Here is a 26434-nt window from a genome sequence, read left to right on the forward strand (position 1 = left end):
TGCGGGAGCCGGGCTATTTCAGGGTGATCCAGATGGTCTTGGTCTGCAGGTACTGGTCCATCGCTTCGGTGCCGTTGTCGCGGCTCAGCGAGCCCGAGCGCTTGTAGCCGCCGAAGGGTGTCGTCACATTGCCTTCGCTGAAGCCGTTGACCGCCACCGTGCCGCAGGGCAGCCGTTTGGCGAGGTGAAAGGCCTTGTCGAGGTCCTGCGTGAACACCGTGGCGTGCAGGCCGTAATCGCTGTCGCGGGCGATGGCGAGCGCCTCCTCGATGCCGCCCACTTCGATCACGCCGAGCACCGGGCCGAAAATCTCCTCACGGGCGATGCGCATGGCCGGGTCGACGCCGTCGAACACGGTGGGGTCGACATAGGCGCCGTCCAGTCCCGCGCTGGCGCCACCGCCGGCCAGCAATGTCGCGCCCTCGGCCTTGCCGATCTCGATATAGGACAGCACGCGGGCGCGGTGCTCCTCGGTGACCATGGAGCCGAGATCCGTCGCCGGATCGAGCGGATCGCCGACCACCAGCGCCTTGGCCTTGTCGACCACGGCGTCGAGGAAGGCGTCCTTCACCCTGGTGTGGACGATCTGGCGCATATTGGCCGAGCAGTTCTGACCGCCGTTCCAGAACGCGGCGGAGATGGCGGAGGAGACCAGCGTGTCGTCGATCTCGGCATCGTCGAGTACGATCATCGGGCTCTTGCCGCCCATTTCCAGCCCGACCGGCTTCAGGTTGCTCTCGCTGGCATATTTCAGGAAATAGGCGCCGACCTCGGTGGAGCCGGTGAAGGACACCGCGTCAATATCCATGTGGCGGCCGATCGCCTGGCCGGCCGTCTCGCCGAAGCCCGGCACCACATTGAGCACGCCTGCCGGCAGGCCGGCCTGCATGGCGAGTTCGGCCAGCTTGAGCGCGGAGAGCGGGGTCTGCTCGGCCGGCTTCAGCACCGCCGAGCAGCCGGCGGCGAGCGCGGGGGCGAGCTTCCACGCCGCCATCAGCAGCGGGAAGTTCCACGGCAGCACGAGGCCGACCACGCCGATCGGCTCGCGTACGATCATGCCGACAATGTTCTGCGCGGTGGGTGCCACCTTGCCGAAGCTCTTGTCGATCAATTCGGCATACCAGCGGAAAAAGGTCGGCACTTCATGGCCGATCTCGTTCAGGCAGTCCTTGATGGTCTTGCCGGAATCGAGGCTTTCCAGCACGGCGAGTTCCTCGGCATGCGCCGAAACGAGGTCCGCCAGCTTCAGCAGCACGGCCTTGCGCTCCTCGGGCGCGGCGCGCGACCAGTCGCCCGCCTCGAAGACGCGTCGTGCCGCCGCCACCGCGCGGTCGACGTCAGTGCCGCCGCAGGAGGCGACGAGGCCGAGCGGGGTCCCCCGCGCGGGATCGCGATTCTCGAACACCTCGCCCGCGGCCGCCGCGCTCCATTCGCCATCGATGAAGGCTTTCGACGGCAAGGCGAGGCGGCCGGCGATGTCGCGGTACTGGTCGGCGGACTTGTAGGCGCTCATGAGCGGTGTCTCCGGACGTTGTCAGGCGGTTTCGGACACGGGAGCCGGGAAGGCGAGGCCGAAGCGGGCGGCGAGCCGGGCGAGGTCATCAGTGATGCCGGGATGCAGCGCGACGCCCTCGGCCAGCGCCGCGCGCTTGCGCGACAGCGCGGCTTCGCCGGGCAGCCGCACGCGCGGCGCGCCGGCCGGCACGCGGGCGGCGTGGCAGGCATCGATCAGCCACCCGGTCTGGCGCAGGAAGCCGTCCAGCCCGGCAAAGGCGGCCGGGCTGAGCGCCAGCACCAGCACGCCGGCGCCCCAGCCGGTGGGCGCCTCGGCGCGGCCATGGCCGGACAGGCCCTGGGTCAGCGCCTCCACCATGAGCGACAGGCCATAGCCCTTGTGGCCATGGTCCAGCCCGCCGATCGGCAGCAGGGAACCGCCCTGCTTCGTCGCGTGCGGGTCATCGGTGGCGCGGCCGTCCGCGTCCTGCAGCCACGGGCCGGGCAGCCGCGTATCGGCGGCGCGCGCGCGGCCGCACAGGGCGGCGGTGGTGATGGAGGTCGAGACGTCGATCAGGATCGGATCGGGATGGGCGGGGATGCCGGCGGCGATGGGGTTGGGGGTCAGCACCGGCGTCAGCCCGCCAAAGGGGGCGACATGGGCGTCGCTGGGGTCGGAGGAGAAGACCAGCACCATCATTCCCGCCCGTGCCGGGGCCTCAAGAAAGCTGGCGAGACAGGCGATGTGATGGCTGCGCCGCACAGCCACCGCACCGATGCCGAACAGGCCCGCGCGGCGCACCGCATCCTCCACCGCGAGGCGCGTGACCCACAGGCCGGGCAGGCGCCGCCCGTCCCAGGTCGCCACCGCGGCGTGGTCGGCGACGATGTCCGGCGCGCCCTCGCGCTCCATCGCGCCGGTGTCCAGTTCCTCGACATAATCGCCGATGAGCGCCAGCCCATGCGTGGTGTGGCCGAGCAGGTCGGCCTCCGTGAGGCCCTGCGCCACCGCCTGGGCCGGTTCGTCCGGCAGGCCGGCGGCGCGGAGAATGGCGCCCGCGAGGGTGACGAGGTCAGGCGCGGCATAGCGTGTCGGCATCGGGAAATCCTCGGGTCGTCGGCGGGCCAATGTCGGGGGCGGGGCGTCTCAGTGCCGGCGCTGGGAAATGTGCCAGGGGATCAGCAGCCGCTCGGCCAGCGTGACACAGCCGAACAAGGCGAGGCCGAGCAGCGTCAGGAAGAAGATGCCGGCAAAGGCGAGGTCGGGCCGCATGTTGCCGGTGGCGATGGAGATGTAGAAGCCGAGCCCCTGGTCGGAGCCCATGAATTCGGCGATGGTCGCGCCTACCGTGGCGTTGAGCGCGGCATATTTGAAGCCGACGAAACATTGCGGCAGCGCCGCCGGCAGCCGCACTTTCCAGAAGGTGCGCAAGGGCCCCGCGCCGGTGGACCGGCAGAAGCGGGTGAGTTCGTCGGATAGCGAGCCGAAGGCGTGGATGGCGTTCAGCGCCACGGGGAAGAAGCACACCAGCACGACGATGATCACCTTGGGCAGCAGGCCGAAGCCGAGCCAGGCGATGAAGAGCGGCGCGAAGGCGATTTTCGGCACCATTTCCAGGCTGACGAAGAACGGGTAGAGCGTCCGTCGCAACATCGGCGAGAAGGCGATGGCGAGCCCGATCGGCAGGCCCACCGCGACCGCCAGCAGATAGCCGAGGACGGATTCCGTGCCCGTGACCAGCGTGTAGTCCAGCAGGCGGGGAATATCGGCCCAGCCGCGCGTGACGATCTCGGACGGCGTCGGCAGGATGTAGCCGGGGACGCCGAACAGGATGACGGCATATTCCCAGAACAGGAAGAAACCGACGAAGAAGGTGAGGAAAGGCCACGCCGCGGCGATGCGCAGCACCAGCCATTCCACGGCGCGGATGAGCCGGCCGGCATGGGCGGGGGCATGGGCGGGGGCGGGGTCGCGGGGGGCGTTAGAGGACACCATAGTCACGGAATATCCCCTGGATGTCATGGACGTAGCGGGTGAATGCGGGGCTCGCCTTCACCTCCATGTCGCGCGGCCACGGCAGATCGATCTCGATGGTGCGCTCGATGCGGCCGGGGCGCGGGGTGACGACGCAGACGACGGAGGACAATTGCACCGCCTCCTCGATGGAATGGGTGACGAACACCACGGTGGGCCGCCGCGCCATCCACAGCGCCTGCAGGTCGGTGCGGATGCTTTCGCGGGTCATGGCGTCGAGCTTGCCGAGCGGCTCGTCGAACAGCAGCGTGTCCGGCTCGTGCACCAGCGCCTGGCAGAAGGCGGCGCGTTGCTGCATGCCGCCCGACAGTTCATAGGGGTGGCGCGCGGCGAAGCCTTCCAGCTTCACCGAGCGCAGCAGGTCGCGGATGCGGCCGGCATAGGGTTTGGGGTCGAGGCCGCGCAGTTCCAGCTGCAGCGCGATGTTGCCTTCCACCGAGCGCCACGGCACCAGCGTGTTGTCCTGGAACATGATGCCGATATCGGTGCGCGGTGCGCCGACCCGTTCGCCGTCGAAATAGATGGCGCCTTCCGAGGCGTCGAGCAGGCCGGCCACCATCAACATCAGCGTGGACTTGCCGCAGCCGGACGGACCGAGCAGCGAGACGAAGCTGCCGGCCTCGATGGTGAGATCCACCGGCCCGAAGGCGTGCACCGCCTGCGGGCCGGAGCCGAAGGTCTTGCTCAGCGACTTTATCTCGATCGTCGCGGCCATGGCGCGCGCGGCCTCTTCTTGGTTTGGAACATTCACCGGGCGGGCGCCGGGGCGCCCGCCGTCCGCGTCCGGGCAGTCTATTTCGGAAGGAAATCGTTGGTGTAGAAGAAGGACGCCGGTTCCTTGGTCTGAAGGCCGTTATAGGCCTTCATCAGTTCCAGCATCTCGGTCCAGTCCTGCGGCACGTTGAGGCCGAGCACCTTGGCCGTGTTCGCCTTGGAGTAGAGCACGTCCAGCGTCACCTTCTGCACCTCGGCCGCCTGCTTCTTGCCGGCATCCTCGTTCATGGTGCCGCCGACAATGTCGCCCATCGCGTTCACCGCCGCCTGCGGGTCGGCTTCGGCTGCCTTGTAGGAGCGCACGGTGGCGGCGAGGAAGCGCTTCACCAGATCGGGATTCTTGGCCACGGTCTCGCGATTGGCCACCATGCAGTAGCCGACCTGGTTCACCCCGTAGTCGGAATAGGGGAAGGTGACCGGCGCGGCGCCGCCGGCCGCCTTGATCTCCGCCGGCTTGTCGTCGAGCCCGCCGAGCAGACCCACCACGCCGCCCGCACCCTGCAGATAGCTCGACACCAGCGCGCCGTCCGGCACGTTGATGATGCCGACATCGCCCTCGGCGAGGCCGGCATTCTTCAGCACCAGCGGGAAGAAGGTATTCACGCCGGCATTGGCGGTGGTGAGCAGCTTCTTGCCCTTGAGGTCGCCGATCTTGGCGACGCTCGCATCCGGCCGCACGATGATGGCCTCCGTGCCCATGGCGTCGATGACGCCGACCGAGACGAGCGGCGCGCCCTTGGCGGCAAGGTTCACCATGCTGGCGCAGGAGCCGTAGGAAAAGGTGCTGTCGCCATTGGCGACCAGCCGGTGCGCCGAGCCCGAGCCATTGCCGGAGCGCACATCCAGATTGATGCCGGCATCCCTGAAATAGCCGCGGTCCTTGCCCAGCGCGAAGGCGGCGTGCGAGCCGTACCACATCCAGTTGAGGCGCAGGCGCACGTCGTCGAGCGCCTGTGCCTGGCTGGCGGTGAAAAGGCCCACCGCCACAAGGGCGGCGCTGGCCAGTCGCGTTCCGAATACTCCCGATATGCGCATGACGATCCCCTGGTTGGTTCTCTGGTTGCTTTGTTGTGGTCGCTCACACCGGCAGGCAGCCCGGGCCGAGCGGTTCGTAGGTCTTGTAGGACAGGATGAATTCCTGGTGCCCCAGCGCCTCGGACTTGGTCGGCAGGCCGGAGGCGGCGGCGCGGACCGCGTCGACGATGCGGCGGCCGACATCGGCGACGCCCTCGATCCCGTCGGCGATGGTGCCGCCATTGATGTCCATGTCGTCTTCCATCCGCGTGAAGACCCGCGAATTGGAGACGCCCTTGATGACCGGGGCGAGCGCCTGGCCGACCACCGAGCCGGCGCCGGTCGTGAACAGGATGAGGTGGCAGCCGCTCGCCACCATCTCGGTGATGGTCTGGGTGTCGTTGATGTTGGGAATGCCGTAGCGCACCGGCCCGTCATTCACCGTGTCCATGAGATAGAGGCCCGGCGCGGGCGGGCGCACGCCGGGCTTCAGCACCCCGGAGATCGGCCGCGAGCCGCTCTTGGCATAGGCGCCGAGCGACTTCTCCTCCAGCGTGGAGAGGCCGTACTTGATATTGCCGCCGCCGAAGCTGCCATGGCCCAGTTCGGTGTAATAGCTGTCCGCCTTGCGCACCGCCGCCGTCAGCGCGGCGGCAAGCTCCGGTGTGGCCGCCCGTGCCGCCATGTGCGTTTCGCAGCCGATGAGTTCGCAGGTCTCCTCGAACATCACGGTGGCGCCGGCATCCACCAGCAGGTCGCTCGCATGGCCCACGGCCGGGTTGATGGTGACGCCGGACAGCCCGTCCGAGCCGCCGCACTTGGTGCCGATGACGAGATCGGACAATGCGAGCGGCACGGTCGGCGCGGCCGCCAGCGCGGCGAGCCGAGCCTCCACCCAGGCGCGCCCCTTTGCGACCGAGCCGGTTGTGCCGCCGGCGCTCTGGATGGTGAGCAGTTCCACCTCGCGTCCGCTGGCGGCGATGGCCTCCTTCAGCCGGGCGCGCTGGAATTCCTCGCAGCCGAGCGAGACCAGCAGCACCGCGCCGACATTGGGATGGGTGGCGAGGTCCTCCATCACGCGCTGGGCATAGTCGCTGGGGTAGCAGCCGGGAAAGCCGATCAGCTGCACCCCATCCCCCTGATAGGGCGACGCGATCCTGCGCGCGACATGGTGGGCGCATTCCACGAGATAGGCGACGAGCAGGAAGTTGCGAATGCCCTTGCGCCCGTCCGCGCGCGGATAGCCGCGCATCGCGACAGGCGCGGGCGCCGGCGACGCGGTGGAGGGGAGCGGAGCGGGGCTATTCATAATGATCCTGATCATTGTTGAGGTAGCGGCTGGCGACGTTGTGCACATGCACCAGCCGGCCGGCGGGAATTTCCGCCCGGGCGATGCCGACCGCCATGCGCAGGCGCACGATGTCCGCCCCCGGCGCGATGGGCACGAGTGCGATCTTGTGCCCCTGCGGGATTGCCTCCAGCGCGCGGAGCGCGAGTCCGTCCAGCGTCGCGGCGGTGCTGCCGGCCGCGATGTCGACCAGCGCGATGCCGACATTGTCGCCCGCCGCCAGCCGGATCATGTTCGCCGCGCCCGGTTCGCCCATCATGTCCTCAGCCGGCTACGAGATTGGGCGTGCCGATCGACCGCATCATGGCGAGCGTTGCCGCGCGGTAATGCGGGCGCGCGTCACGGGTGGGCGGCCGGCAGCGGCTGGAGGGCAGGCCGACCAGCTCCATGCAGAGCTTGTCGAGATAGCCATCGCCGCTGGTGAAATCGCGCTCGATCTCCACCCACAGCTTGTAGAAGGGCATGGCCTCCTCCACCAGCATGCGGGCCACCTCGGTGTAGTTGCCAGCGCCGATCTCGCGCACCAGCTTGAGCCCCCATTCGGGCCAGAAATTGCACAGGTGCACCTCGAAGGCGCGGGCGCCGAGCGCGGGCATGGCGCTGAAGGCGAAGAACAGGTTGTTGTCGATGATGGTGAAGCGCTTGGAGAAGCGAGCCGCCACGCTCTCGAATTCCATGGCGTCGGTGCGCGGGGTCGCCCATTTCAATCCCACCACATTGGGGATCTGCGCGAGACGCTCGACCATGGCGAAGGAGATGTTCGTGGTGTTCCAGAACGTATTGTAGATGATCAACCCGATATCGGGCGCCGCCTCGGCCGCGGCGCGGACGAATTCCTCGAAATCGGCTTCGGTATGGCTGAAGTAGAACGGGCAGGAGACCTGGATGAAATCAGCGCCGATGCGCTGCGCCGCCTTGGCGAGGCGCACCAGTTCCAGCGTGCTGGTGGTCTGGGCGCCCATGGCCACCGGCACGCGACCCGCCACCTCGTCGATCACGATTTCGGCGACGCGCACCCGCTCGTCGAAACTCATGGTGGAGAAGTCACCCGCCGCGCCGCCGGCCAGGAATACCGCGGTATCGGCCGTCAGCCCGCCGTCGATGAGGAAGCGGACATAGGCGCGCAGCGCCACTTCGTCGACCGGAAAGCCGTCCTCGTCGCGGAACGGCGTCGGTACCGTGACATAGCACCCTTCCAGCTTCTTCTTCAGAATGTCCGCCCGGGACATGTCCGTCCGCATCACTGCTCTTCCCCGCGTCGTGCGGCCCGCGCGCCCACCCGCCCCGCGGCCGCATGGCCGAGAGTTCACCGGCGAGGGCGCCGCGTGCTCGATGTCCTGCTCATGAAGATTGGCGGGAGTCCCGTTCCGCCTGTCGGACAGCGGGAAGGGGCTCCGTCTGCATCTCGATGACCCATCCTTCCCAACAATCGGCAAAACGAATTGACAGTGCTGGACCAAATGTGAACCATCCTGGACAGGTCGCGCCTCAACTACCGGCCGCCACCCGTGGCGCGCCTCGCGTGGCCCGGCCCTCAATCGCCCGTCAGGAGTGCCGTGATGTCCCCGATCGAGGCGCCTTTGAGCGGCGAACGGCGCGCGGGCGGCCCGCCCAGCTTCAATTTCATCCTGCAGCCGGAATTTCCGCTCAACGCGCTGGTGCTGGCGACCGAGGCGCTCCGGATCGTCAACCAGTATAGCGGGCGCGAGCTGTTCCGCTGGCGGCTGGCCTCGGAGGATGGCAACCCGGTGCGCGCCAGCAACGGGCTGTGGATGTCGGTCGATGACGGGCTCGCGAGCCTGCCGCCGGCGGATTTTCATTTCGTGTTCGAAGGCAACCTGCCGATGCAGCGCAATTCGCCCAAGCTGCTCAACCAGCTGCGCACCGCCGCGCGGTTCGGGGCGACGATCGGCGCGGTGGATACCGGCGCCTTCGCGCTTGCCCAGGCGGGGCTGCTGAAGGGGCGCAGCGTGGTGCTGCACTGGGAGGCGGTGCCCTCGTTTCGCGAGCGCTTTCCCGACATCGCGGTGAGCAGCCAGATCTATCTGATTGACGGCCCGCGCATCAGCTGCGCCGGCGGTGTCGCCATGCTGGACCTCATTCTCGACCTGATCGGCCGGCTGGAGAGCCCCAGCCTCGCCAGCGAGGTGGCCAACGCGCTGGTCCACGTCCCGCGCCCGGCTGTGACGCCGCAGCGGCTGGACGACGCCCCGCGCCCGGCCGCGCGCCCCACGCTGGCCGACCGCATCGTCGCGCTGATGGAGCACAATCTCGACTTTCCGCTGGCGCTGGAAGACATCGCCGATCAGCTCGGGGTCTCGGCGAAGACGGTGCTGCGTGCCTGCAACCGCAGCTTCGACGAAACGCCGATGCGGCTTTACCTGCGCATCCGCCTGCAGGCGGCGCGCAACATGCTGTTCTACGAGGAGTTCGGCATCAAGGACGTGGCGACCGCCTGCGGCTTCTCCTATCCCGGTGTCCTCTCCCGCGCCTTCCATGCCCAGTTCGGCATGACGCCGCGCGAATTCCGCGCCTCGCTGCGGCGCCAGCAGAACCAGGCCTACCGGCCGGAAGTGCGCCGGCTGTCCATCGGCCCGCTGGCGCATCAGGCCTTGGATGCCGCCCCGGAACCGACGCCGAAAACGGCCCTGGATGCGAATAATGAGTCCTTTTTGATCAAGTCGGACCGGGAAACTGGTCCACTATGAAGCAACGGCGACGACTGCCGGAATAAGCGGTCACGGATTCCGGAAAAACCGGCCGAATACAATAAACGCAGACGACATCATGCGATGTGGCACTGTTCCTTCGCAGGAAACGCGTTCGCCTTGAGAGGTCTGTTCCGCGCTTCTACACGAGATCCGACTTCGGTGACGCACTTCCTCCGGGCTGCAATAAACAGATTGAGGGGAATACATGAACACGAAATCCGATATCACTGATTCGACGCTCACGCGGCCGAGCCGGCGCGGCTTTCTTGCCGGCGCCGCCGCCCTCGCCGCCACGCCATTCGTGCCCGCCCGCCCCGCCCTCGCCAAGCCGGTCGAGATCGTGCACTGGAGCTGGCTGGCCGCCTCCGATGGCGAGGTGTGGGCGAAGATGATCGACGCCTTCAACACCGCGCACGCGTCCCAGGGCATCAAGATCCGCATGGAGATCGTGCCCGAGGAGCAATATGTCACCAAGATCCTCGCGTCGGTGGCTTCCGGCAAGGCGCCCGATTTCGGCTGGGGCACCGCCGGCAAGGAAGCCGCGCTGGCCCGCGACGAGGTGATCGTGCCGCTGGACGATCTGGCCAAGGCGGCGGGGCTCGACCTGCCCGATTTCAGCGCCGCCTCGATCCAGGCCTCGCGCTACCCCAAATATGGCAACGGCCTGTTCATGGTCCCGATGGACCTGATGAGCCTGCAGCCGCTGCTCAACCTCGCCATCGCCCGGGAAGCCGGCCTCGACGGCACCAAGCCGCCGACCGATGCCGCCTCGCTGATGGAATGGGCCAGGGCGATGACCAAGACCGAGGGCGGCAAGGTCACGCGCTCGGGGCTCATGATGACCGGCTCGGGCGTGCAGCCCACCGTCACCTGGGGCATCATCGCCGCGCAGATGGGCTTCCGCCGCGCCAGCGACGACCTCAAGACCGCGGCGGTCAACCCGGACGCCGGCAAAGCCGCGATGCAATGGGTGCTCGACCTGTTCGACAAGGAAAAGGTGTCCACTCGCGATGTGACCGACCGCTACAAGGCGTTCGGCACCGGGCAGGGCGGCATTTTCTGGACCGGGCCGTGGACGCTGAACGGCTATCTCGGCCAGAAGCTCGATTTCACCGCCGCGCTGTTCCCCAATATTGGCGGCACGCTGCGCACCTATAGCGAGATCGGCGGCCTGGAACTCTACGCGCAGGCCGACAAGGGGCGCTACGAGGCGAGCATGCAGGCGGTCAAGTGGCTGTCCGACAACAGCTTCCTGTGGACCACGGTCGGCCGCGGCGCCTCCCCGCGCACATCCATCCTGTCGCGCCCGGATTACAAGACCGCCGGCGCGCCGTGGAGCGTGCGCGGGCCGTTCGTCGACGGCATGTCGTTCGCCACCGAGGGCGAGATCCCGGTCGTCGCCGGCCCGGATTTCACCATCTATTCCGGCGGCAACTTCCTGGCCAAGACGCTCGATGGCGTGTGGGCCGGCAAGACCAGCATCGACCAGGCCATGGCGCAGATCCAGGAGACCTGGCAGCGCGGCCTCGACGAAGGCTGAGCGGCGAGACGCTGCTGCGGGAGCCGCACCGCCCCGGGGGCGGGATGTCGGGCCGGTCGTCACGCCGGCCCGACCGCGGCGGCGGTCCGTCGACGATCAATGCGAGGCCGGCCGGCGGCGATCCGGAGCGGGGATCATCATGACCGATATGGCAGTGCCTGCCCCGGAGACGGCCACCGTGCCGCCGCCGGGCCGCCGACAGGAGCGGCCGCGCGTCGACCGCGTCGGCTATCTCTTCGTCGCCTTCTTCGCCGTGCCGTTCTTCCTGTTCAACATTCTCCCCGTGCTGTTCGGGGTTTATGTCGCGTTCACCCGCTGGAGCATCGTCGGCAGCCCGCGCTGGGTGGGAACCGAGAATTTCACCCGCGCCTTCGCCGATCCCTGGGTCACGGTGGCGTTCCAGAACGCGCTGCTCTACGGTGTGCTGATCGTGCCCGGCGTGAGCGTGCTGGGGTTGGCCTTCGCGCTGTTCGTCAGTCGCGGCTATCCGCTCTCCGGCCTTGCCCGCACGCTGTTCTTCGCCCCCAATGTGGTTTCCGCCACGGTGATCGGCCTGGTCTGGGTGTGGCTGCTCGATACCCAGTTCGGCCTCGTCAACCACTATCTCGGCGCCGTCGGCGTCAGTGCGGTGCCGTGGCTGACATCGACCGAATGGTCGCTGGTCGGCGTGTCCATCGCCTCGGTGTGGTGGGATCTGGGCCTCGCCTTCGTGCTGTTCCTCGCCGCGCTGCAGGACATTCCCGCTGACTTGACCGAAGCGGCGCTGGTGGATGGCGCCGGGCGCTGGCAGCGGCTGTTCTTCATCGTGCTGCCGCAGCTTCGGCCGGTCATCTCCATGGTGGTGACGCTGCAGCTGATCTCCACCTTCCGCATCTTCAGCCAGGTCTATGTGATGACCAATGGCGGGCCGGCCGGCTCCTCCTCCTCGCCGATCTACTACATTTATACCATGGCGATCGTGCGCAACCTGTTCGGCTATGCCTCGGCCATCGCGCTCCTGCTGTTCATCGTCATTCTCATCCTCACGCTGCTGCAGCGTTTCCTGCTGAAGGAGCGCGCCTGATGACCGCGCTCCTGACCCGCGTCCGCCGCTACATGGACGAGCACCGCTTCACCCTGCTCGACCTGCCGATCTGGCTGGTCGGCATGGCGGTGGCGTTCGCCTGGTTCGCGCCCTTCGTGTGGATGGTGTCGACCTCGCTGAAATACCCCGAAGACGTGATGACGGCGCAGATCGAGTGGCTGCCGAACCGCATCACCTTCGATAATTACGTGAAAGTCTTCGAGTACCCTGTGGTGCGCTGGGCGTTCAACAGTCTGGTGCAGGCGGGCGTGGCGACCTCGCTGTCCGTGCTGTTCGGCGCCATGGCGGGCTATGGCCTGGCGCGGATGCGCTTTCCCGGGCGGGACGGGCTGTTCGCGCTGTTCCTTGCCTCGCTGATGATCCCGACCGAGGTGTCGATCATCCCCATGCTGCTCGGCTTCATCAAGATGGGCTGGGCCTCCAGCTATCAGGCGCTGATCCTGCCGAGCATCGGCAATGTCTTCGCGGTCTATATCTTCCGCCAGTTCTTCCTCGGTTTTCCCGCCGAGATCGAGGAGGCGGCGCGGGTCGACGGGGCCGGGCCGTTCCGGCTGTTCTTTCTCATCGCGCTGCCGCTCGCGCGCGCTCCCGCCATCGCCGCCGCGGTGATCCTGTTCACGCTGAACTGGAACAATTTCCTGTGGCCGCTGCTCGTTACCTTCGACGAGAGCATGAAGACGCTGCCCGTGGGCATCGCCGCCTTCACCCCGGTGGTCGGCACGCGCACCCAGCTGGAGGGCTTCAGCGTCGCCATGGCGGCCGTGACGATCCTCTCGGTGCCGAGCCTGGCGCTGTTCTTCCTGCTGCAACGCTACTTCATCCAGGGCATCTCTCAGGGAAGCATCAAGTCGTGACCGCGCGCATCGATCTTACCGCGCTCGGGCTGGAGCCCCCGCGCACCCTGTTCATCGACGGCGCCTTCGCGGCCGCTGCCTCGAGAGACAGCTTCGCCAGCCTCGATCCCTCGACCGAAGCCGAACTCGCCCCGGTGGCGCGGGGCGGGGCGCGCGACATCGACCGCGCCGTCGCCGGCGCCAAGGCCGCCCTTCGCGGCCCGTGGCGGGAGGTGACGCCGGCCGAGCGCGGCCGGCTCATCCACCGGCTCGCCGAAATCGTGCTGGCCCGCAAGGAACAGTTCGCGCTCATCGAGACGCTCGATGTCGGCAAGCCCTTGAGGGAATCGCGCGGCGATGTCGAGGGCGTGGCGGCGACGCTGCGCTACAATGGCGGCGCCGCCGACAAACTGGAAGGCGCCACCATCCCGCTGGGGCGCGACATCATCGATTTCACCCTGCTGGAGCCGGTGGGTGTCACCGCCCACATCGTGCCGTGGAACTACCCGCTCGGCATGCTGGCCCGCTCGGTGGCGCCGGCGCTGGCGGCGGGGTGCAGCTGCGTGGTGAAACCCGCCGAGCAATCCCCGCTCAGCGCCGGCCTGTTCGCGCAATGCTGCATCGAGGCGGGCATTCCGCCCGGCGTCGTCAATGTCGTTACCGGCTATGGCGAGGAGGCGGGCGCCGCGCTGGTCGCCCACCCGGACGTGCGCGCCATCACCTTCACCGGCTCGGTCGAAACGGGACGGCTGGTCTATGCCGGCGCGGCGCGCGGCCTGAAGCCGGCGGTGCTCGAACTGGGCGGCAAGAACCCGCTGATCATCCTGCCCGACGCCGATCTCGACCGGGCGGTGAGCGACGTTCTGGACGGGGCCTTCGGCAATTCCGGGCAGGTGTGCTCGGCCTCCTCGCGCCTCATCCTGCATCGCTCGATCCACGACGCCTTTCTCGACCGTCTCGCGGATGCGGCGGCGCGGCTCACCGTCGGTCCCGGGATGGACGACCGCGACCTCGGCCCGCTGGTCTCGGCCGAGCAGCACCAGCGCGTGGCCGGTTACATCGCCGCCGGCCTGCGCGGGGGCGCCCGGTTGCGCTTCGGCGGCGGCCGGCCGGCCGACCTGCCGCGCGGCTATTTCCTCATGCCGACGCTGCTCGACCAAATGGAGCCCGCCAACATCGCCGCGCGCGAGGAGATTTTCGGCCCGGTGGCGGTGGCGCTGACCTTCGACACCGTGGAGGAGGCGCTCGGCCTCGCCAACGGCCTCGGCTACGGGCTGGTGGCCGGCGTCTATGGCAGCGACATCGGCACCGCGCTCCGGCTCGCCCGCGACATCGAGGCCGGCTCGGTGTGGATCAATGGCTGGTTCATCGGCGGCCAGCAGGCCCCGACCGGCGGCATCAAGGACAGCGGGGTCGGCCGCGAGCGCGGCCTGCCCGGCATCCTGAACTACCTCGCCATCAAGAATGTGGGGATCCGGCTCTGAAGCCGGCCGGTCCCCGCCTCATCTCGCCTGAACAGGAAACGTGAAAGACACCGTCATGGGCATCATCAAGGACGTCGAAACCACCGACATCTTCCGCCACGGCTCGCATTGCGTGAACCAGATCGCGATGCGCACCCTCAGGAACGGCGACCTGCTCGCCGTCTTCAACGAGGAGCGCTTCCCGTTCCATCATGACAGCGGCCAGACGCTGATGACCCGTTCCACCGATGGCGGCAAGAGCTGGAGCCCCCCGCATGTGGTGCTGCCCTGGAGCCAGACCGAGGGCAACTGGGACTGCGGCATCTGCGAGCTGGAGGACGGCACGCTCCTGGTGAACCTCACCATTACCGGCTTCTTCAAGCGCGGCGTGCGGCCCGAGCAGCCCTCGTGGTCGGCGCATCCGCGCACCGACGAATGGGGCGACTGGAGCTGGACCTACAAGCTGCAGGGCTGGCTCGGCACCTTCGTCATCAAGTCGACCGATGGCGGCGCGACCTGGACCAAGCCGATCCCGGTCAATGTCCGCCCGCTCAAGCATGGCGGCTGCCGGCTCGGCTCATGGCTGCTGCCGAACGGCTCGCTGCTCATGGGTCTTTACGGGCGTATCCGCGGCTATGAGGAGGAAGGCGAGGGCGAGACCACACGCTCGGCGCTGATGCGCTCGGACGATGGCGGCGACAACTGGGAATATTTCTCCACGCTCGGCTACGACCCCGCCAGCATCATCGATTACGAGGAGCCCGCGCTGCTGCGGCTGAAGGACGGGCGGCTGGTGTGCTTCATGCGCACGCACACGCAGCCCTCCAGCGACGCCAAGAACATGGTGATGACCATTTCGGAAGATGACGGCTTCTCCTGGACGCCGCCGAAATGGACCAACATCTGGGGCTACCCGGCCGAGCTGATCGCCCTGCAGGACGGGCGCTATCTCATGGTCTATGGCTATCGCCGCCCGCCCTATGGCGTGCGCGGCATCCTCTCCGAGGATGGCGTGACCTGGGACGTGAAGAACGAGTTCATCATCCGCGAGGGTGGCGTTCCCGGCCGCACGGAAACCGACACGCCCGGCTCCAGCCGCATGACGCCGGAATCCGGCAAACTGGCCAGCGGCGGCATCGACTGGCACCATCCCGGCATCTACCAGCATATCGGCTATCCCAGCGTGGCGCAGGTGGAGGACGGCACCATCGTCTGCGCCTATCACGAATGGACCGACGATCCCAAGCCGCTGCAATATCTGCTGTGCACGCGGTTCCGCGTCTGAGGCCGGGCATGTCGAGCGTTCGAACGGGACGGCGGCGGTCCCCGCCGCGGGCGGAGATCGTCCAGCGCGGCATCCTTCATCGCGAGGTGGACGCCTATTGCGCCCACCCCCACCTCGCGGTGGCGAGGGATGGCGGCTGGCTCCTGGTGTTCAACCGGGTGCCGCGCCGCAAGCTCATCCTGCATCCGCCGCAGGATCCGGACTACCGCAACGTGATGATGCGTTCGAATGACGAGGGGGCGAGCTGGAGCCCGCCCTCCGTCGTGCCCGATTACGACTGGAGCGGGGTCGAATGCGCGGGATTGACCGTGCTGCGCTCGGGGCGGGTGCTGCTCAACCAGTGGCGGTTCGAATGGCTGCCGCTGGAGCGCGCCCGCGCGCTCGGCCGGCAGGACGTGGTGATGCCCGGCGCGCTGTTCGCCGATCTCGCGGCCTCGCCCGAGCTTGACGCCTTCACCCCCGCCGCTCTGGCGGGGGAGGCGGAGCGCGCCTTTCCCTGGGCGCGCGGCGGCGGGCGCACCGTGGTGCACCTGTCGGAGGATCACGGACGCAGCTTCCACGCGACGCGTGTCATCGCCACCGCGCCGTTCAGCGGCGGCTACGGCATGCGTGGGGCGGTGGAAACGATGGGCGGCGACATCCTCCTGCCGCTCTCCGACGTTCCCGATTACCGGCGGATCTTCGTCGTGCGCTCGCGCGACGGCGGGGAAAGCTGGTCTCCGCCGATCCTGGTGGCGGAGGGCGAGGGCCATGAATTCGAGGAGCCGGCACCGCTGCTGCTGCCCTCGGGCCGTATTCTCCTGCTGCTGCGCGACAATGGCACGCGGCAGCTGCACGCGGTGCATTCCGACGATGATGGCCGCCGCTGGAGCGCGCCGCGCCCCACCGGCATCCGCGCCTATCCCGCCCATCTGATCCGCCTCGCGGATGGGCGTCTCGCCGCGGTCGCCGGACGCCGCGCGCCGCCCTTTGGCATCGTCCTGCACCTGTCCGAGGATGAAGGGGAAAGCTGGGGCGAGGCGGTGGCGCTGGTCGACGACCTCGCCACCAAGGATCTCGGCTATCCCACGGCCGGGCTGCGGGCGAATGGCGACCTCGTGGTCGTCTATTACGCGCAGGATGCCGCCGGGCTCACCGGCATCCATTCCGTCACGGCGCGCCTGCCATGAGCGCGCATCCCTTCGCCCGGCCTGTCGCCGCCTGCCCAGCTGGAGTCCTGCCATGTCGCGCGTCGAACTGAGCGGCATCACCAAGCGCTTCGGCGCTTTCGAGGCGATCCGCGGGATCGATCTCACCGTGGAGGACGGCGAGTTCGCCGTGTTCGTCGGTCCCTCGGGCTGTGGCAAGTCCACCTTGCTGCGGTTGATCTGCGGGCTGGAGGTGCCGACCGAGGGCGCCATCCGGTTCGATGACCGCGATGTGCGCGGGGTGCCGCCGGCCGGGCGCCGCCTCGCCATGGTGTTCCAGTCCTATGCGCTCTACCCCCATATGAGCGTGGCGGAGAATATGGGCTTCGCGCTGCGCATGGCCGGCATTTCCAGGGCCGAGCGCGCGGTCCGCGTCGCCCGCGCCGCCGAGACGCTGCAGATCACCCGCCTGCTGGAGCGCCGCCCGAAGGAACTGTCCGGCGGCCAGCGCCAGCGTGTCGCCATCGGCCGGGCCATCGTGCGCGAGCCCTCGCTGTTCCTGTTCGACGAGCCGCTGTCCAATCTCGACGCCGAGCTGCGCGTGGAGATGCGCGCGGAGCTGATGGAGCTGCACCGGCGCCTCGCGACAACCATGATCTATGTCACCCACGACCAGATCGAGGCCATGACCATGGCCGACCGCATCGTCGTGCTGCGCGATGGCCGCATCGAGCAGGCGGGGTCGCCGACGATGCTCTATGAGCGGCCGGCCAACCGCTTCGTGGCGAGTTTCATCGGCTCGCCGCGCATGAACTTCCTCGCCGCCCGCGTGACGCGGGTCGAGCCGGGCCGGGTGACGATCGACCTGCCGGGCCTTCTGCCGGGCGTTGCCGGCGAGCCGCTCGCCCTCGCCGTCGCCGAGCGGCACGGGCTCAGGATCGATGATTCCGTGGAACTGGGCGTGCGGTCGGAACATCTCGGCCTGGAGCCGCGCCCCCACCGCCTTCAGGCCCGCATAAGCTTCAGCGAATATGTCGGCGGGGCCTGGCACCTGCATGCGGGCGACCATCCGGCCGGCCGGCTGGTGCTGCGCCATGCCGGCGCGCCGATCCATGCGGGCGAGACGCTGGAACTCGGGCTCGACATGGCGGGATGCCACCTGTTCGCCCCATCGGGCCTGCGCGTTTCGGTGTGAGAAGGGCGCGTCACGGCGCCTTGGCGGCGGGGCGCAGCAGCAATTGCGCGGCGGGCGAGAAGACGCGCCCGCGCATCAGCACGATCGCCACCGTACCGGAAATGCCGGACGCCGCGAGGATCATCGCCACGATGATGAACTGGAAGATGCCGGCATAGAGCGGGCTGGCGCCCGATACCATCATGCCCGCCATCACGCCCGGTATCCACACGAGGCCGAGCGACTTGAGCATGTCGAGACGCGGCAGCAGGCTGGCATAGACGGCGCTCTGCACGAAGGGCGACACGCTCGCCGGCGCGGCGGCGCCCAGGCTCAGCGCGGCCTCCACCTGCCCGACATGGGCGGTGACGTCGGATTTGAACCGCTCCATTCCCTGCGCGCACGCATTCATGCTGTTGGCGATGATCATGCTGCCCACCGGCACCAGAATGGACACATGCGGCTCGACCGCCCGTATCGCGATCATGAACAGGATGACCGTGCCGGCGCCGACGCCGATGGCGAGGACGGAGATGGCGAGCGCGCCCTCGATCTCGGGCAGACGGCGCGCCGCGGTCCAGCCGGCCGCCGCCACCATGCCGGCGAGGATCAGGCCCGCCACAAGAGCGCCGCCGGTGAGGAGAAGGCCGAGCAGCACGCCCACCAGCGCCATCTGGATGAGGCCGCGCACCAGCGAGACCGAAGCCTCCCGGCCGATGCGCAGCCCGTAATGGCGGCACAGCGCCACCACGCCGAGGCACAGGAGGATGGCGCCGCCGGCCTGCACCAGCGCGCGCATCACCTGGTCGTCGATGAACTCAGTGGGCATCGAGAACCTCCCGGGTGTTGCCCACGGCGACCAGCCGGCCGGCGTCGAGATAGAGCGTGCGCGGGGCGATGCGCAGGGCCTGTTCCCGGTTATGCGTGACGATCACGCAGGTCGTCCCGCTGGTCCGGTTGATCGTCATGATCAACTGCTCGATGCCGCGCACATTCTCCTCGTCGAGCGCGGAGGTCGGCTCGTCGAGCAGCAGCACTTCGGGCTGGTTGGCGAGGCTGCGCGCCAGCGAGACGCGCTGGGCTTCCCCGCCCGACAGGGTGGAGACGTCCCGCGGCTCGTAGCCCGGCAGTTCCACCTTCGCGAGAAGCGCGGCGATCTCGTCGGCCGGCAGGGTCCGGCCGCGCTGGGCGGGCCCGAAGGCGAGGTTGGCGGCGACGGTGCCGGGAAACAGAAACGGGGTCTGCAGCACCATGCCGACGCGCTGGCGCAGCACACGCGGATCGATCTGGCGGTAGTCCTGCCGCTTGAACAGCACGGTGCCGCCGGTCGGCTCGTCGAGCCGGTTCAGCAGGCGGATGAAGGATGATTTGCCCGCCCCGCTCGGCCCGACAATGGCGAGGATCTCACCCTGGCGAATGGCCACGGTGACGCGGTCGACGAGAGTCCGGCCGCTCACCCGGCGGCTGAGGTCGCGCACGTCGAGTTCGCGGATGTCGAGGTCGTGCACGTCGAGGTCGATGCTGGCGCCGGCATCCGCCACGCCCTGCGGCACGTGCGGCGGCACCGGGGGGCTTGCGGGCGTGGCGGCCGTCGATTCCGGGGTGGTCGGCATGCCTTCGGCCCATTCGTTATACGCGGGAAGGGTAGGCGTCGCCTCGGGGTCCGTCTTTCGCGGGGTCTGCGAGGCTTGCCGCATCGAACGGCGGCGAGGGGCGCATGGTTCCGCCGCGAGTCCGCGTCGATCTGAGTGAAGGGCAATCAGATCGACGCGTGCCCTGTCAATAGTGAGAGGCCGATCCGCTAGGGTCCCTCGGACAGCGTGAACACGGTGAGCTGACCGCCCAGCGCGGTGTAGCGGCTCAGCGCGGCATAGGCGTCCTTCGCTCCGGAGCCGGCATTGGGGTCGGTGAGGCCGGCGGCGAGGCCGATGCCGGCCCAGCCGCCAATGCCCGACAGCACGGCGACATATTGCCGGCCGCCATGCGTGTAGGTCATCACGTTGCCGACAATGCCGGAGGGCGTCTTGAACCGGTAGAGTTCCTTGCCGGTGGCCGCATCCACCGCCTTCAGGTAGCCTTCCAGCGTGCCGTAGAACACCACGCCGCCGGCCGTGGCGAGCGCGCCGGACCATACCGAGAAACGCTCCGGCAGCGACCACACCGTGCGGCCGCGGATATTGTCCCAGGCGAGAAAACGGCCGGTGCTCCCGTCCCCGCCCGGCGCGGGATACATGGCGAGCGTCGCCCCAACATAGGGCTGGCCGGCGGCGTAATCGACGTGGAATGGCTCATAATCCATGCACAGCGCGCTGGCCGGCACGTAGAACAGGCCGGTGACGGGCGAGAAGGCCGCCGGCTGCTGGTTCTTGGCGCCGATGGCGGCCGGGCAGATGCCGGAATAGGTGACATCCTCGCCTTCCGCCTCGGTGCCGAATTTCGGATCGAGGCGGGGGCGCCCATAGGTGGGGCTCGCCCTGTCGAGGTCGATGCCGCTGGCCCAGTTGGCCTTCGGATCGAATGCGGCAGCAACGAGCAGTTCGCCGGTCGCGCGGTCCAGCGTGTAGGCGAAGCCGTTGCGGTCGAAATGAGTGAGCAGCGCCCGCGCGCGGCCCTCGAACGGCTGATCGGTGAGGATCATCTCGTTGACGCCGTCATAGTCCCACTGGTCGTGCGGCGTTAGCTGGTAGACCCAGCGCGCCATGCCGGTATCGGCGTCGCGGGCGAAGATGGCGTTGGTCCAGCGGTTGTCGCCCGGGCGCTGCGAGGGATTCCAGGTGCCGGGATTGGCGGTGCCGTAATAGATGAGGTTCAGCCTCGGGTCGTAGGCGAACCAGCCCCACGGCGCGCCGCCGCCGACCTTCCACTGCTCGCCCTCCCAGCTCTTCAGCGAGGAATCCGGCCCGACCGGCCGGCCGAGTTGCGTGGTCTTCTCCGGATCGACACGCATGTCGGCATCCGGGCCGGTGGACCAGGCGCGCCAGGCCAGCGTGCCGTCCTCGATGTCATAGGCGCTGATGTGCCCGCGCACGCCGAACTCGGCCCCGGCAAGGCCGACAATGAGCTTGTCCTTCACCGGCAGCACGGTGGCGGTGTTGGATTCGCCGCGCCGGGGATCGCCGTTCTTCACGCTCCAGCGCACCGCGCCGGTCTTCGCGTCGAGCGCGACGACCGTGGTGTCGGCCTGGGCGAGAAAGACCAGGCCCTGCGCATAGGCGAGGCCGCGATTGACGAGATCGCAGCACATGATGGCGGCGACGTCGCGCGTCTGGCTCGGTTCGTATTTCCACAGGATGCGGCCGTCATGGTCGAGGTCGAGCGCATAGACCATGTTGGGAAACGGGGTGTGGACATACATCACGCCGTCGACAACCAGCGGGCTGCCCTCATGTCCGCGCAATACGCCCGTGGAGAAGGTCCATGCCACCTTGAGCCGGCCCACATTGCCGGCATTGATCTGGTCGAGGCGGGAAAAGCGGGTATTGGCGTAATCCAGCGTCTGGATCACCTGTTCCGCCGGGTCGGCACTGCGCGCGAGCACGTCGTCATTGGCCCGCGCCGCCGGCGGGGCGATCAGGGGCAGAGCAAGGCCGAGCAGGGCGGTGACGAGGCGTCTTGCGATCAATCCTGCGCTCATGCGCGCCTCCTGCCAGCCATCTGTCATCCGGCGCGATGCCGGCCCCTGATGCGAACCGATAGCACGCGCCGGCCGCGCCGCCAGCGCCATCCCGGCCCCGGCATGCGCCTTCCCATGCGCCTTCCCAAGCGGCTTCCTGTTCGGCGGTGTCAGCCGCTCCAGTCGGTACCGTTACGGAAGCTGCCGGCGAGGAAATCGACCAGCGCGCGCACCTTCAGCGCCAGATGCCTGGCCGGGGGATAGAGCGCGTAGATGGCGATGGAGGCATCGTCCCACGCGGCGAGCAGCGGCTGCACGCGGCCCTCGCGCAGGCTGCGGCCGGCGATGAAGTTCGGCACGCGGGCAATGCCGAATCCCGCCTCGGCCGCCGCGAGGCAGGCCTCGCCATTGGAAAAGCGCAGCCGGCCCGTCACCGCCATCGTGACCGGGCTTCCCGACGGCGGCTCGGTGAAGCGCCAGTTGGACGGGTCGCGGAAATTCTCGTCGATGATGCATTCATGCGCGGCGAGATCCTCGGGCCGCGCCGGCACGCCGCGTCGCGCCAGATAGGCCGGCGCCGCGACCACCACCACCCGGGCGTCGCACAGCTTGCGGGAGATCAGGCTGCTGTCGGAGGGCTTGCCCACCCGCACCGCCATGTCGAAGCCCTCATCGACCAGGTTCACCACGCGGTCGGAGAAATTAACCTCGACCTGAATGTCGGGAAAGGCGTCGGCGAAGGCGAGCAGCAGCGGCACCAGCTGAATCGTGCCGAAGGACATCGGCGCGGTCAGCCGCAGCCGGCCGGCCGGTGCGCCCGAGGCGTTGCGCACCGAGGCATCGAGCGTGTCGAACTCCTCCAGCAGCAGCCGCATCCGTTCGCAATAGGCCTGCCCGACTTCGGTCGGCGCGAGGGCGCGGGTGGTGCGCTTGATCAGTTGCACGCCGAGATCGGCTTCCAGCCGGGACACCAGCTTGGACGCCTGACCCGGGCTCACCCCCAGCCGCCGCGCCGCCTCCACGAAGCTGCCGGTATCCAGCACCGCCACCAGCATGCGATCGCAATCGAGGCGTTCCATGAGGCGTTTCCTGCCATGAGGCGCTTCCTCGAAGGTCTTCCGCGAGGCGTTTCCGGACGCGGCGGCCGGATGGCGCAGGCCCGCCATCATCATCTTCGCGGGCCATGGCCGGCGCGGTCAATCGTCGAGCCAGGCCAGTTGCGGCCCGAGCGGGACGATGCCGTTCGGATTGAGGGCGCGGATCGAATAATAGCCGTGCTTGATATGGTCGATATTGACCGTTTCGCGCAGGCCGGGAATGGCCAGTACCCGCACGAGATAGGCGGAGAGATGCGCGTAGTCGGCAAGCCGGCGCCGGTTGCACTTGAAGATGCCGTGATAGGCCGCGTCGAACCGCACCAGCGTCACGAACAGGCGGATATCGGCCTCGGTGAGTGCCTCGCCGGCAAGGAATGGGCCCGCGCTCGCCAGCCGGTCCTCCAGTTCGTCCAGCATGCCGAACACCTCGCCGAAAGCCTCCTCATAGGCGCCCTGCGTGGTGGCGAAGCCGGCGCGGTAGACACCGTTATTGAGCCGCGGATAGATCGCCGCGTTGAGTGCGTCGATCTCCGCGCGGAGCGCCTCGGGATAGAGATCGACGGCGTGATGGGCCAGCCGCCCGAAGCCCGTATTGAAGATGCGCAGGATGTCGGCGGATTCGTTGTTGACGATGGTGCCGCGATGCTTGTCCCACAGCACCGGCACGGTGGCGCGGCCGGTGAAGTGCGGGTCGGCGCGGGTGTAGATCTCGTGCAGATAGGTCGCACCGTTGAGCGTGTCGTCATTGGCGCCGGGATGGTGGCCGAACCGCCAGCCCTGCTCGGTCAGCACCGGGTTGAGGATGGAGATGGACACCGCCGCCTCCAGCCCCTTGAGCGTGCGGGCCATGAGGGCGCGCGAGGCCCAGGGGCAGATCAGCGCGACATAGAGGTGATAGCGGCCGGCCTCTGCGGCAAAACCGCCCTCGCCGGTGGGGCCCGGCGCGCCGTCCGCCGTCACCCAGCTGCGAAAGCTGGAGACCTGCCGCACGAAGCCGCCATTGGCATCGGTGGCCTGCACCGGCTGCCAGTTCTCGACCCATTTTCCGTCCACAAGCATGGTGGTTCCTCAGCAACGCGCCTTGATCCGCGCAATCGATCCGCAAATCTCGATCAGCCGGCGGACACGGCCCGGAGCGCGATCACGGTTCCCCAGGGATCGCGCAGCTCGGCGGACGTCGAGTCCGACGCGGGCGAAACCTTATCATGCGCGCGCCCGGCGGCGAGGCGCGCCGGATCGAGCCGGATCTCGATTTCCGCGAGGCCGGTCGAGGGATAGAGGCGGGGTCCCGCACCGCGACTGTTCCAGATATTGGCCGCGAGGTGATGATGATAGCCGTCGGTGGCGAAGAAGCTGCCGCCGGGGTAGCGGGCGGTGACGTCGAAGCCGAGCCGGCCGGCATAGAACTCCTCGGCCGGGCCGATCGCGCCGACCTGCAGATGGACATGGCCGACCCGCGATCCCACGGGCAAGCCATCCCATGTGGAGGTTCGCGCGCCGGCGACGAGAGCCTGCAGGTCGAGTGCCCCGGTCGACATGTGCACCTGCCCGTCGCGCAATTTCCAGCGCGCGCGCGGACGGTCGGCATAGATCTCGATGCCGTTGCCTTCCGGGTCGGTGAGATAGAGCGCCTCGCTGACCTCGTGATCGGAGGCGCCGACCAGCGGCACCCGCGCGCTGGCGGCATGTGTCAGCCAGTGGCCGAGATCGGTGCGCTCCGGCAGCAGGAAGGCGGTATGGAACAGTCCCGCCTCGCGTGGGGAGCGACGGCGTGCGGCGCGGTCCTGGCGCAGTTCGATCAGCACCTCGTCGCCGGCACCGAGCCACGCCGTCTCGCCATCCCGGCGCAGGGGCGCGAGGCCCACGGCACGGACATAGAAATCGGCAACCCGGTCGAGGTCGTTCACGGTGAGCGCGACGCGCCCCATCGCCAGGGGGGGATGGGCGATGGGGCGGCCGGCGGCGGGAGGGGGAGCCTGCCGCGCGCCGTCCGCCGGGGATGCGGTGACGGACGCAGGGGTGGGCGCGGTCATGGACGCGGTTATGGGAACCTCCTCCTCGCACGATGTTCGGCGGGGCCGTCGATCGGCCTCCAGCCTGTTGCGATCAGCGACGCGCGGCGGCGGCCGAGGTCGGCCGCAGCGCGAGCGCGCCGTCACCGATGAGCGCGACGGCGAGGAGGCCGACGATCCACAGCGCGAGATATTCCCAGCCGCCATTGGGATTGGTGAAGAAGAAGCCGGCCGGGCCGTGCACCGTGACGATGGCGCCGACGAGGATGGGAATCAGCGCCAGCGCGGCGATGCGCGGCCACAGGCCGAGGATCAGCGCCAGCGCGCCGACCAGTTCCCACGCGATGGTGACATAGGCGAGCCAGCCCGGCAGGCCGATCGACCCGAAAAAGCCGGCGGTGCCGGCCGGCGTGAACACGAAGATCTTCAGCCCGGCATGGGCGAGAAACAGGATGCCGAGGGCGAGCCGCAGGATGAGGGCGGCGTAGGGCGCGGTGCGGGTATCGGTCATGACGGGGCTTCCAGTGTGGGGGACGCGATGATCCATCCTGTCGCCGATGAAAGCGGATGATAATGACCCCGGATACCGAGAAAATGTTTCCGATATGGAATGAATGCACGCCGGGTGAGCGGCGCCGTCCGGCGTTTGCGGCTTATCTGTCCGCCCCGCGCCCCTCCCGCGCCGCGCTCCCCCGGCGGGGCTCATGCCGGGCGGCGGAAGGTCTCCATCACGATATGGATGCTCATCAGCAGCACCCAGATCGGCAGCACCATGAAGCTCCAGTTGATGAAATAGCTGCCGAACAGGACGATGACGGCCAGGACATAGCCCAGCAGCGCGATCCAGCGCGGGGCGATCCGCGTGAAGATGACCACGGTCGACGTGGTGAACATGAACACGCCGGCGAGCTTATGCGCGTAGACGCTCACCAGGATGTAGATGGTGGCGCGGGCGAAGGTGAAGGTCGGCGAGTTGATCAGCACGTCCGCCGGCGTGACGCTGCTGGCGAGCAGGAGCGCGCCGATCATGGCCGCCGTGACGAAGATCGTCGCCAGCAGCAGAAGCGCGCTGCCGAAGAAGATGGTGGCGAAGAAACGGTCCTCCTGCGCGCCCAGCCGATCCCGCAGCACGCCGATGAACCAGAGGAAGGCGATGCCGGCGAAGGGCACGAGGTTGAGCGCGAGCCCGACCTGACCGCGATCGGCGGTGAGCCAGATTCCCCGCTCCAGCGGGTCGGCGGGCACCGCGCTGCGCAGCAGGCCGAAAATGGCGAGCAGCAGCAGCGAAAAGACGATCCCCGCAATCGCCGCCGCCTTGGGCGTCTTCAGCGCCGCGCGGGTCACGTCGCGTGCAGGGGGGCGGGCGGGGGGCGGGGCTTGTTTCATGAGAGTGCCTGGGTGCGCGGCCGGAAAATCATTGTCACCGGAAACGGGCCAGAGCGGGAGCGCTCCGCCTTGGCGTTGATGCACGACGCGGTGCTCGCCGCGCCGATTCTGTCGGGGTCTTTGCCGTCTCGAAGCGGGTGTATGAGCCGCAACCCATTGAAATACCGAACCAAGAGCGTCTCCGAAATTCCGCTGTCATGCGCTCCGGAAGGACCGTCGCAACGTAGGCCGGCCCCGCCAGACCGGCTGGATGACGCATCGATGGCAGTGTCGAACCGCTGTGGGGACCCCGCCCAAAGCCTTATGCGCCCTAGCTTTCGCGCGCTTCCATCCACACGCCCGATTTCAACCTGTCATTTTTCTGCAAGAAGGCCGTTGACAGATTGGGATGGCGGCCCCTATAAAGCGCCCATCGACGCGGCGCCACCGCAACGGCGGGTTCGG

General features: G+C 68.4%; 24 protein-coding genes. 8 read left to right on the forward strand and 16 right to left on the reverse strand.

All coding sequences use genetic code 11. The annotated features are described in order from the left end of the window. Window positions 1-13: 13 nt before the first annotated feature. From QOZ99_RS16655 to QOZ99_RS16690, 8 genes are all read right to left on the reverse strand, one after another. Window positions 14-1513 (reverse strand): aldehyde dehydrogenase, encoded by a 1500-nt coding sequence (locus QOZ99_RS16655; RefSeq protein ID WP_306891125.1) that lies wholly within the window; start codon window positions 1511-1513, stop codon window positions 14-16. Window positions 1514-1534: 21 nt separating this feature from the next. Continuing rightward, entirely contained in the window at window positions 1535-2593 is a 1059-nt protein-coding gene (locus QOZ99_RS16660) for an Ldh family oxidoreductase (RefSeq protein WP_306891126.1), read from the reverse strand. A 48-nt stretch (window positions 2594-2641) separates the two neighbouring features. After that, window positions 2642-3490: an ABC transporter permease gene (locus tag QOZ99_RS16665; protein ID WP_306891127.1), complete on the reverse strand. Its 849-nt coding sequence runs from the start codon at window positions 3488-3490 to the stop codon at window positions 2642-2644. Continuing rightward, on the reverse strand, window positions 3477-4244 hold the full coding sequence (locus QOZ99_RS16670) for an ABC transporter ATP-binding protein (RefSeq protein ID WP_306891128.1): 768 nt from the start codon (window positions 4242-4244) through the stop codon (window positions 3477-3479). Before QOZ99_RS16670 ends, QOZ99_RS16665 begins: the two co-directional genes overlap by 14 nt. A 77-nt stretch (window positions 4245-4321) precedes the next feature. Next, window positions 4322-5338, reverse strand: a complete 1017-nt coding sequence (locus QOZ99_RS16675) for an ABC transporter substrate-binding protein (RefSeq protein WP_306891129.1) — start codon at window positions 5336-5338, stop codon at window positions 4322-4324. 43 nt (window positions 5339-5381) lie between these two features. Next, the gene (locus QOZ99_RS16680; protein ID WP_306891130.1) at window positions 5382-6626 is read right to left on the reverse strand and encodes a UxaA family hydrolase; all 1245 of its coding nucleotides are present in this window, start codon (window positions 6624-6626) and stop codon (window positions 5382-5384) included. Beyond that, window positions 6619-6924 carry a UxaA family hydrolase gene (locus tag QOZ99_RS16685; protein WP_306891131.1) on the reverse strand — a complete coding sequence of 102 codons (306 nt, stop codon included), beginning with the start codon at window positions 6922-6924 and terminating at the stop codon, window positions 6619-6621. Before QOZ99_RS16685 ends, QOZ99_RS16680 begins: the two co-directional genes overlap by 8 nt. A 4-nt stretch (window positions 6925-6928) precedes the next feature. Next, window positions 6929-7906: a dihydrodipicolinate synthase family protein gene (locus tag QOZ99_RS16690; protein WP_306891133.1), complete on the reverse strand. Its 978-nt coding sequence runs from the start codon at window positions 7904-7906 to the stop codon at window positions 6929-6931. A gap of 318 nt (window positions 7907-8224) precedes the next feature. Here QOZ99_RS16690 and QOZ99_RS16695 point away from each other — a divergent pair, with 318 nt between their 5' ends. From QOZ99_RS16695 to QOZ99_RS16730, 8 genes are all read left to right on the forward strand, one after another. Next, window positions 8225-9373, forward strand: a complete 1149-nt coding sequence (locus QOZ99_RS16695) for a GlxA family transcriptional regulator (protein WP_306891134.1) — start codon at window positions 8225-8227, stop codon at window positions 9371-9373. Window positions 9374-9581: 208 nt separating this feature from the next. Then, entirely contained in the window at window positions 9582-10916 is a 1335-nt protein-coding gene (locus QOZ99_RS16700) for an extracellular solute-binding protein (protein ID WP_306891135.1), read from the forward strand. A gap of 139 nt (window positions 10917-11055) precedes the next feature. Continuing rightward, window positions 11056-11979 carry a carbohydrate ABC transporter permease gene (locus tag QOZ99_RS16705; RefSeq protein ID WP_306891136.1) on the forward strand — a complete coding sequence of 308 codons (924 nt, stop codon included), beginning with the start codon at window positions 11056-11058 and terminating at the stop codon, window positions 11977-11979. Continuing rightward, window positions 11979-12854: a carbohydrate ABC transporter permease gene (locus QOZ99_RS16710; protein ID WP_306891137.1), complete on the forward strand. Its 876-nt coding sequence runs from the start codon at window positions 11979-11981 to the stop codon at window positions 12852-12854. Before QOZ99_RS16705 ends, QOZ99_RS16710 begins: the two co-directional genes overlap by 1 nt. Further along, window positions 12851-14317 (forward strand): aldehyde dehydrogenase family protein, encoded by a 1467-nt coding sequence (locus QOZ99_RS16715; protein WP_306891138.1) that lies wholly within the window; start codon window positions 12851-12853, stop codon window positions 14315-14317. Before QOZ99_RS16710 ends, QOZ99_RS16715 begins: the two co-directional genes overlap by 4 nt. Window positions 14318-14357: 40 nt before the next feature. Beyond that, window positions 14358-15581 (forward strand): sialidase family protein, encoded by a 1224-nt coding sequence (locus QOZ99_RS16720; RefSeq protein WP_306891140.1) that lies wholly within the window; start codon window positions 14358-14360, stop codon window positions 15579-15581. Window positions 15582-15589: 8 nt separating this feature from the next. Next, a complete protein-coding gene (locus QOZ99_RS16725) occupies window positions 15590-16750 on the forward strand; it encodes a sialidase family protein (RefSeq protein ID WP_306891141.1) in 1161 nt (386 codons plus the stop codon). Window positions 16751-16802: 52 nt separating this feature from the next. Beyond that, window positions 16803-17903 carry an ABC transporter ATP-binding protein gene (locus tag QOZ99_RS16730; protein WP_306891143.1) on the forward strand — a complete coding sequence of 367 codons (1101 nt, stop codon included), beginning with the start codon at window positions 16803-16805 and terminating at the stop codon, window positions 17901-17903. Between the two features lie 10 nt (window positions 17904-17913). Here QOZ99_RS16730 and QOZ99_RS16735 read toward each other — a convergent pair whose 3' ends face one another. The 8 genes from QOZ99_RS16735 to QOZ99_RS16770 form a co-directional block, all read right to left on the reverse strand. Further along, window positions 17914-18711 (reverse strand): ABC transporter permease, encoded by a 798-nt coding sequence (locus QOZ99_RS16735; protein ID WP_306891144.1) that lies wholly within the window; start codon window positions 18709-18711, stop codon window positions 17914-17916. Further along, window positions 18701-19495 carry an ABC transporter ATP-binding protein gene (locus QOZ99_RS16740; protein WP_306891145.1) on the reverse strand — a complete coding sequence of 265 codons (795 nt, stop codon included), beginning with the start codon at window positions 19493-19495 and terminating at the stop codon, window positions 18701-18703. Before QOZ99_RS16740 ends, QOZ99_RS16735 begins: the two co-directional genes overlap by 11 nt. Before the next feature lie 188 nt (window positions 19496-19683). Continuing rightward, window positions 19684-21516, reverse strand: coding sequence for a methanol/ethanol family PQQ-dependent dehydrogenase (locus QOZ99_RS16745; protein ID WP_306891146.1), 1833 nt, complete (start codon window positions 21514-21516; stop codon window positions 19684-19686). A 149-nt stretch (window positions 21517-21665) separates the two neighbouring features. Continuing rightward, window positions 21666-22574, reverse strand: a complete 909-nt coding sequence (locus QOZ99_RS16750) for a LysR family transcriptional regulator (protein WP_306891147.1) — start codon at window positions 22572-22574, stop codon at window positions 21666-21668. 117 nt (window positions 22575-22691) lie between these two features. Beyond that, window positions 22692-23651: a glutathione S-transferase family protein gene (locus QOZ99_RS16755; protein WP_306891148.1), complete on the reverse strand. Its 960-nt coding sequence runs from the start codon at window positions 23649-23651 to the stop codon at window positions 22692-22694. 53 nt (window positions 23652-23704) lie between these two features. Continuing rightward, window positions 23705-24625: a VOC family protein gene (locus QOZ99_RS16760; RefSeq protein ID WP_306891149.1), complete on the reverse strand. Its 921-nt coding sequence runs from the start codon at window positions 24623-24625 to the stop codon at window positions 23705-23707. Between the two features lie 73 nt (window positions 24626-24698). Further along, window positions 24699-25115, reverse strand: a complete 417-nt coding sequence (locus tag QOZ99_RS16765) for a DoxX family protein (protein WP_306891150.1) — start codon at window positions 25113-25115, stop codon at window positions 24699-24701. Window positions 25116-25306: 191 nt separating this feature from the next. Continuing rightward, window positions 25307-25990, reverse strand: a complete 684-nt coding sequence (locus QOZ99_RS16770; protein ID WP_306891151.1) for a hypothetical protein — start codon at window positions 25988-25990, stop codon at window positions 25307-25309. Between the last annotated feature and the right edge of the window lie 444 nt (window positions 25991-26434).

Origin of the sequence: Ancylobacter amanitiformis (assembly GCF_030814815.1) — a bacterium.
GTDB lineage: Bacteria > Pseudomonadota > Alphaproteobacteria > Rhizobiales > Xanthobacteraceae > Ancylobacter > Ancylobacter amanitiformis.